General features: G+C 46.3%; 3 protein-coding genes. All 3 read right to left on the bottom strand.

Going from position 1 to position 8,906, the window contains the following annotated elements:
• Positions 1-17: 17 nt before the first annotated feature.
• The 3 genes from U9Q77_09690 to U9Q77_09680 are packed head-to-tail and all read right to left on the bottom strand — an operon-like array spanning position 18 to position 8,904.
• A complete protein-coding gene (locus tag U9Q77_09690) occupies positions 18-3,200 on the bottom strand; it encodes a T9SS type A sorting domain-containing protein (protein ID MEA3287629.1) in 3,183 nt (1,060 codons plus the stop codon).
• Positions 3,201-3,236: 36 nt separating this feature from the next.
• Positions 3,237-4,418, bottom strand: a complete 1,182-nt coding sequence (locus tag U9Q77_09685; GenBank protein ID MEA3287628.1) for a hypothetical protein — start codon at positions 4,416-4,418, stop codon at positions 3,237-3,239.
• A gap of 13 nt (positions 4,419-4,431) precedes the next feature.
• The gene (locus tag U9Q77_09680; GenBank protein MEA3287627.1) at positions 4,432-8,904 is read right to left on the bottom strand and encodes a T9SS type A sorting domain-containing protein; all 4,473 of its coding nucleotides are present in this window, start codon (positions 8,902-8,904) and stop codon (positions 4,432-4,434) included.
• Positions 8,905-8,906: the final 2 nt, after the last annotated feature.

Below are 8,906 nucleotides of genomic sequence, written 5' to 3'. Positions count from 1 at the left end.
AACTGAAGTGAGATGATTTATTTCAGATAAAGCATCTTACTTGTTGCGGAATATTTACCAGCATTCATGTGGTAAATATACAGCCCGGAACCAACTGGTTTGCCATTGGTATTCAAACCATTCCACATCACGTTGTATACACCAGGTGCATAGTTGCTGTTGACCAGGTCAACAACTTTCTGTCCCAGCATGTTGTATACGGAGATCACAACATCACTTGAGCTTGGAATCTCAAAGGCGATGGTTGTAGTCGGATTGAAGGGGTTTGGATAGTTCTGAGCAAGTTTAAACTCAGTTGGCAGACTGGCACGATTATCAATACCGGTCAGGATACCAAACCAGGTCAGTGACATGGTCTGAGGTGATTCAGCTGCAAAACCCCACCAGGTATAAGGTGTGGCATTCACACTGAGCGGATCAAAGCCCAGGAAGACAACTTTGTCATCGCCCACTTCGCGGTTCAATCCGATAGCGATCGGAGTGTCACCAAAGGTGGTCATATTGACATCAGTAGCATTCACAGGGGTAAATCCGTCTAACCAGTTAGAGACATCGATCTCATAGACAGGATCATACATAAGTGTATCACCAACTGCTGTATGAGCAGTGTAAAGATCACCTGTTAGTACGTTTCCAGCAACGGCCTCAATGGCATCTGCTCCAGCGGAACTGGCATTGATGTCATTAAAACTGTGGGAAACACCCAACACATCATATTCGAAATCACCAGCTACAAAATCCAGATCAGCCCAACCTGCCAAAGCACCAAACCATTCATCTCCAGCGAGGAAATAGTTCTTGGCACCTTCGGCCAACCAGGCGGTGATCACTGCGCGATGGTCATAAACCGGACCGTCAGTAGTGATCTCATAGATCGTGGTATATTCCGAGGCGAGTTCTGCGGTAAGAGCTTTACCCCAGACATCGTGTGGAAAATCAGCTGTTGTATAGTTCGTATAGTCGCCAATACCGAAATAGTAATCAGAAGGATAACCAGCAGTGGCCAAACCATTGAATACTACCAGAGTCGGTGCAGTCGGTACAAAACGTTCGAACTCGTAAGCTTCTTCGTTGGCTGGCGGCATGGTGCTGGTATCACCATCTGATACAGCTTCAATACCCCAATAGTATAATCCGGCTTCGGATACATCAGGAATTTCAGCTGAATAGACATCACCATCAGCGGTCATGGGAATTGAAGTCCAACTGGCACCTTCGTCAGGACTGAACAGCACGTTGGCTGTGATGGCATCACCATCAGCATCAACGATAGTTGCACTTACAGCATAGGGACCTGAAAGGACGGTTCCACCAGGACCAGAAACTTCAGAGATCTTGGCAGGTGTACTGACACCCATCCAGGATAGTGCACCGGTAAAGAAATCGGCGAACTGCTCATAGGTCAAAGAGCCATCTGCAGCAGTATCAACAGCTGCATCGATCATAAAGCCAAAATAAGCGGTCTGGAAGGTACCTGATTCATAGGCAACTCCATAGGTCAGACCGTCACCACCAGCAAACAGAGCTGTGCCACTGGCAGGAACAACCGGGTCACCCCAGTTGGTTGTACCATAGATGTTATGCTGAATAACCAATGGTGTGGATGCAAAATCCAAATCCATTTCGGTTCCACCAATACCATAGAACATGGTATCAGCAGTTGAAACGCCATCTTCATCAGCAGGATCATTGGTACCGGATCCGATACCAAAATAGTCATAAGCAAAATCACCAGCTGCAAAAGTTATCTCAGCAGGCAGACCATGACCATAATACCAGTCCTGATCAGACAGGATCAAATTACCACCATTGTCCAGGAAGGCTGCAAAACCAGGATCATATTCACCGGCAACAGCAGGAACATTGGTAGTTCCCCAGCCATAAACAACGATATTTGACCAACCAGCATTGATGATGGAAGCATCTATACCAGCTTCAACAGAGGTATTCCAGTACTCATAAACAATACCGAGATCGCTGGCAACCGTCTCAAAAAGAGCATTGGCTAGCTGATCGTCATTATTGGAATCATAGACGATAAGCAGGTCAGCATCTGGATTGGCTGGTTCTGTAATAAAGAAACTCAATGCGATTGATTCTGATGGAAGACCATCATTATCAACAGTTGTAATCCAGTATGAGATCTTATCACCAGGTTCAAAAGCACCTGCGATATCATAGGTGTACAGACCATTACCATTAGGCAATGTCTCACCAGCAGTCATTGAACCAGTAGTCTCAACATCATTCAGTGCCCAATGGAAAACGATCGTATCGTTGGCATCAATGGCTACACCATCCTGATCATCATCAAACAGATCAGCAACGATAGTGAATGGACCATCAGTGTCATAAGTGTTGTTGGCCTGTGATAAGTAATTTACAGCAATGGGAGCACCCCAGGGGTAAGTTACCTTAACCATCATCATGACATCAATTGCACCACTGTAGCGACCCCACAAACCTTCAGTCCAAGGACCACCAAGCCAGGTATAACTGATATTGCCCTGATCATCAGTGGCATCTGCCAGTGGATTGGGAGTTTCACCACCCTTAACAAATCCAATAACAAAAGGGGGTACATTGCTTAAGTCAGTGGAATCACCAACCACAAAAGTACCACCGATGTCCAGTTGATAGGACCAATCGGCTACATAGGCATCAACCGTATTGGGGGTGATGGTAGTACGCATTTCGCCAATAGGTGTTCCATCAAAGGATCCACGGTCGATCTGGCTACACTCACCATCAGGGCTGATAGCTGCAGCTGCAGCACTATAATCAGCACCAAAAGCATTGATGTTTCCCGGAGTGAACCACTGAGCATATACTTCAGTGACTACAGCAGGAGCTGCCGGGGTAAAAACTACAGCGAAAGTATCTTCTGCTGCACCTGAACCCAGATAATATTCAGCATTATCATCGACATGCTTGAGTGTCCAGAGCAGATCTTCGCGAGTTGCTTCTGCAGCGGGCGTGGTCTCATTTCTGGCGGTTTTGATCCTGATGACTTCCAAATCGTCAGAATTACCAACCTTTTTAACTTCGAGTAAATTCGATGGAACCTGTTGTCCAGTACCGGGCATTAAAACTTGAACGCTGTTGCCTTGTATCTGGGGACTTGGCCCATCAATTTTCGCAAACGTTACCGGCACTATAAGCAATAGTCCCAATGTGATTGCAAGTAGCTTCTTTGTCATACATCATCCTCCTTTTAGGATATTTGTGTAGCCTACTTATTCTAACGTACTTACTAAATCTATCAAATCTGATAGAAATGCACCAAAATTATCAGTGTAATAATAGTCTACTGATACTCGTTGTCCAGTTGTAAATACTGGATTTCCAAAAATCTGGAACTGATTGTGACCTTCATCAATATCAGTTACGCTGTAGCTGGCTCCGTCATCCACAACTGCTGTCACTGAATTCACCTGGATTAATTGACGGCCTGAATACACATTGATATTCAGCAGACCATTTAATTCGGATCCAGCTGTTGCCAGTGCCTGGCCCGTGGCTTCGAAATAATGGGCGTTTGCTAGAGAAATGGAGCTTACCAAACCTGCATCAGCAGTAGAAATTGCTGAAAGCAGGAATGTGTCGTCATCCAGAATGTACTTGATCTTCCAACCACTATTCCTGGAGTAGCTGTCAACCAGGGGTGTGAGTGCTCCATCACCATTGTCACTTAGTCCGGTCAGAATAACATAATCAGCCAACTCTAAATTGTGACCTGTCGCACTAATGCTCAACCAGGGGGTTGAGAGAGTATCACCTGGAGTGATAACAAACCCGGAGTCAACCACGGTCAGTGCAGATACACTGCCTGAGACTGGGGTTTCCCGGATAACACTGGACATCTCCAGACCAAGGTCCAGAACTTCCTGAAAAGCATCAGCATAGTCGCCCTGGTAGTAAGCAGCGAGCATTCTGATCCGTTTTAAGGCATTCAGATTTATTTCAGTATCGTGACCAAATTCATAATCAGGATCAGCGGCAATAATGGTGCTGACATAACTGATTGCGTGATCATATTCTCCTTCGATGAGAGCGATCCCAGCCAAACCAGCTTGCGCATCCAACTCTATCCCGGCACCATTCTCTTCGTCCAGGAAGGCAAAGGCAATGGCCGAGCCCAGATAGATCCGACCGTTTTCCAGGTTCAGATCACGGATATTGCTCCAACCCAACCCCAGATAGACTTCCGGCAGGGTAGCTTTCCTTTCGGCAGCAGCTGAGAAGGTTTCTATTGCAGTTGCATAACGTTCACTTTCAAAGGCAGCCCAACCCTGAATCATAAGGTCATCGAATGATTCCGGAGGCTCTGTCAAATAATCCGCATTGTCACTAAACTCGCTGGCACAACCAAACATGAGGGCAGACAAGACAAGGGACATCAATATTTTAATTTTCATCTCTTCACCACCCTTATTTCAACAAGACCATTTTTTTGACCAGCCGGACATCCGCGCTTTCAATCGTATAAAAATATACTCCTGAGGCAACCTGAGCCGGACTCCCATTGCGTGCATTCCATTGGATGGCATGCATTCCAGCAGGATAGTGACCATCCACCAGCGTGGTAACCTCCTGCCCCAGCATATTGAACACCTTGACCGTTACAGCAGCATCCCGGGGTAGGCTAAACGAGATAGTCGTCGAGGGATTGAACGGGTTGGGATAATTCTGCTCCAGAGCAAACACCTTGGGAATGAATAGTTCTGCCTGTGGGTGATCCCCTGTTGCGATCACAAAGCGTCCCAACTGACCAGTGGTCACATCCAACTGTTGATCAGCAACATCAACAATTCCACCCAGATAGCGCCAGTGCTCATCACGGAGCAGATAGACACCAAGAGTAGCAGCCTGCTCCAGCTGATTTGAGGTCAGGGAGAGGGTCAGAGTTGCTTCCCGGTTCAGCCGGAGTTGATCATGACCGATATAATAAATATTGGAAACCGATTGAATACCATCCGGTAAATCCGGTATCCCTCCCATCCCTGCACTTTCATGCTCATGCAATCGACCCGCCACGATATAGCGGGAATATGAGACTGCGTTTTCCGGGATGGATAACTGTCCCGATCCGTCTGGTAAAAGCATGGCCAGCGAGCTATTCCGTCTGGCCAGACCAATACTGATGTTCCGGGTAACCGGATCCAGTGAAACCCCGTTTTGATCACGACCACTGAAGACCAGACTGTAGGCTCCTTCGGCGGTCAGCGTGTATTTCCCGGAATAGATGGAAACGATTCCGTCTCGGCCATCCAAAAGGGGCAACTCAACCAGGGTCGTATCAACCAGACCATTGATCTGAGCCACAGCTCCCTCTTCACCAGTAAGGCCGTAGATAGGACGCTCTGAAACGACAAACAGATCGAGGTAATTCTCAGCATCTGGATTCTGAACGGCATAGAAATCGCCAAACTCAGGTTTACTGGTTACGTTGGTAAAGACATAATCAAAGGTAACCGGTGGCTGGGCATAATCTGTTTTGGCAACCACCAAAGCCAGAAGCTGAACGCCTCTTGCAGTGTCAGGTACTGTTGACCGAAATGAAAACAGATCATCCGTCGTCATTGGGAGTTGACCACGACTGGTAAGCGGATCCAGATCAAAATCAACAACCTCATAATCGCGGGTCATGGGATCCAGATAGCCACTATGCAAGAGAACCTTGCTGGCCATGAATTTGATTCCGTCATAGCCATCGAACACCAGCGTATCACTTGCATTTAGATCAGGGGAAACGATGTTAAAATTCCCCTCAATATCGATGAAATAGGAACGAGCAACATAGAAATTGAAAGACCAGGGCTGAATCAGATCCTTGGCAAAGGGTGCCCCGCTTCCAGAAGCTTTATCCCAGGCCAGATTACCGGCGTTCTTGCCACCAGGAGCACCGTCCAGGGCTAATGCCTGAAAATTATAGATTCCGCCGTACCTCGCGCTATCACTGTCACTGTATTGCGTCAGATCTAGAAAACAGGCCACTGCATAGTTTTGGTAGGATTGGGCTGCACTTATGCTATACCCCAACTCTTCCAGGGCAGCATCGACAGCAGCGATACCGATTACATCTGATGCTGCGATCGTTTTGATGATCGCCAGTGAATCAGTTGCACCGGGAAACTTTTCAGTCAGATAAGTGAAATAATTATAAACATTGAAGAGGTCACCCCGGGACTTCAGAAGACTCTGAGCGATATAGGTCAACTCATTATTGGCAGTGGCCTTAGTGTTAACACCATCACCAAAAAACTTGATATTGCCTACAGTTTGCTCCTGCATCTTCAAGGCAACACCATAATTAATCCATCTTTCCTGCTCTGGTTTGTTGGTCATGGCTGACAACAGGGTGTATTGATAGGTCAGGGCATTGAACATGCTCTCATCCCATTCAGAATAGGGAGCTACACCCACGAGCTGTGGGTCAACATCCAGATAGATCAGATCACTATGATTGGAATATTGTCCATCTGAAGTATCCTGGAGAGTCACAAATCCACTCTCAAAAAAGCTATCCTGGGTATCATTTCGCCCCAGATCATATTCATCCAGCAGATCTGCCAGAAAGAACACTACTTTATCATTACCATCAGTATCAAGGATACCACCATAGTAGGCATCAACAATGGCCTGGATACCCCGGGTACTATCTACAGGAGTGGAGGTCTCAAAAGCAGTTTGAATTTCAATGAGATTGGCTTGACTGACTTTGCCGTCAGCCCACATTTCATCATCCACATAGATATCACAGGATTCACCAATCAGTTTCAGCGCTCCAAACCTTAGTTTCGGACCGGGTGCGAAAGCTTCGAAACTTCGCAAATAGAAGGTTCTGCCAACTGCCGAACTGAGTGTATCTGTCACTGAGGTCAAACTTGAGATATTGGTAAATGCTCCAGCACTTACGGTTAGATCAGGAGCAATGCGAACGCTATCGACCAGGGCTTCAAAAGCATTAAAGGAGGCTTCATCAAGCTCCAGCTCGATCTGCCTGCCATAATTGAGTTCGGCTTCATTTAAAATGGTTCCATTCAGATTCAAACCGGCTAAAGCAAAATCAGCCACTGTGATACTAGCGTAACTCACCGGTTCATTGGTCTCAATTTCGATGGTCTTGGTAAAGACATTCAATCGCGAGCCCACGATCACAGGAGCTGTTGTATCTGCCACAACCTCAAATCGGATCGAATCCACTGCTCCAACAGCAGCATTACCATTGAGAAACAAGAAGGCATTAAAGACATCTCGATCGATGTAAGTACTCAGGTCGTCCAGATTTGCATAGGTCTCAAGTGTGATAGCATCAGCCTCAGAAAGCTGGATGTAAGTATTTTTCTTGCTTCCGGAGTAGTATACGGATCCAGTGCCTAAAACAATGGCAGAATCTGCAACACTATCATACAGATAAAGTCCGCTAAGTTCCTGTTCATCGGCATTATCTAACCCGGTGAGAGCATCTCCCTGATAAAAACCAACACCAAGATTCAGATCCCAGGTCAGGGTCAGGGTGTGCTGTTCAACATCATAGTTCGAAGTCACCAGAATAGGTGGTTGCTCATTGGCTGAGCTGTTCTCTGTTACTCTTACAGGTACACCGGAAAATTCACTGTTACCGTTACTATAATTGTCATAAAGCGCGAAAGAATTGACAGACAGGGTCAAGGCTGAACCGTCCAACAGTCCCTCCACTCCGGCTTGATCACCTATGGGCAATTTGAATTTAAAAGCGGTGTTGTTGAACCCAGATAAGCTTGAGGGGTTGCCCTCAACGCCATTCAAAGAATAGCTGCCGGCAGCCGAGTTCAGATTGAACTTGGTGTATACCGGGCTGGGATTCGTGAGACCAATGGTACGACCTGCAGCAAACATATTGGAGAAATAAATACTCAATATGTTCTTGGACAGATCATAAACGGCTGAATCAGCTGCAAAATCAACTGAATCCGAAATAACGGACACACTGGCATTGCTGGCCAGGTTCGGGTTATAATTTGTGTCTACAAAAGCCCATTCGTTGACTGCCAGATTTAAAACATCCAATCCAACACTGGCTTCCAGACGTTTTGCATCATTACTGGTAAGAACGATATCAAGTGTATCAGAATCCTCTGTCTGAACCAGGCTCCCAATATTTTCCAGCGTCATGCTGCCGGCAGAACCAACCAGACCGATCTCAAAAGGTTGAATATTGGTTTCAAAGTCCAGGGCGCCATTATCGTTGCGATCTTCTCCGTCATCATTACCAGGGATGGCGTTTTGGAGTAATCCATTTCCCGGTCCGCCGGCGATAGAGCGGTCTTCAGCCAATCGATCATATTGAACATAACTATCGAAAGTCAGCGTAAGGGTGTTGATGTTGGCATCGTAAACAGCTGATTCAATGACCGGCCGGGAATTATCCGGAGCAACGGTACACGCCACAGCTTGGGCCAAACACATCTCATTATCTTCTGAAATGAAAGCACCTGCATCCAGTTGGAGTGTCAAATTATCGGTAGCCATACCTTCCAGGGTTTTAATCTGATCCAGATCAGTTCCCCACAGTTCAAACAGGTAGGCATTCTCACCGAAAAAGCTGCCGGTAAAACTGTCTATAATGTCCTGATAGATAAGATGAATAATAATGGTATCATTGAGGACCAACCCGGCAGGGTTTACTACCTGACCACCTTGCAAAAAGAGATCGGTGTTGGGTCCAGAATTATCATCATCAAATGAGATCAGGCCAAGAAAGACATTATCAACCTTCACATCCTGATCAAAAACCAGAACCAATTGATTGTCATCCGGCTGATAACCGGCAAATTGAAGTTCAGGAGCTGAACCGAAGATCACTGCACTGGACAGGATAAACGATAGAGCTATATCAATTGTTTTATGCTTTAAAATCATAG

This window comes from Candidatus Neomarinimicrobiota bacterium, from assembly GCA_034716895.1.
GTDB lineage: Bacteria > Fidelibacterota > UBA8477 > UBA8477 > JABMPR01 > JABMPR01.
Note: the sequence above shows the minus strand (reverse complement) of the source record. Positions and strands in the feature narration are given on the sequence as shown.

Excerpts from the sequence above, each read along its gene's own strand:
- U9Q77_09690 (MEA3287629.1), bottom strand. The coding sequence starts at position 3,200 with ATGACAAAGAAGCTACTTGCAATCACATTGGGACTATTGCTTATAGTG.
- U9Q77_09685 (MEA3287628.1), bottom strand. The coding sequence starts at position 4,418 with ATGAAAATTAAAATATTGATGTCCCTTGTCTTGTCTGCCCTCATGTTT.
- U9Q77_09680 (MEA3287627.1), bottom strand. The coding sequence starts at position 8,904 with ATGATTTTAAAGCATAAAACAATTGATATAGCTCTATCGTTTATCCTG.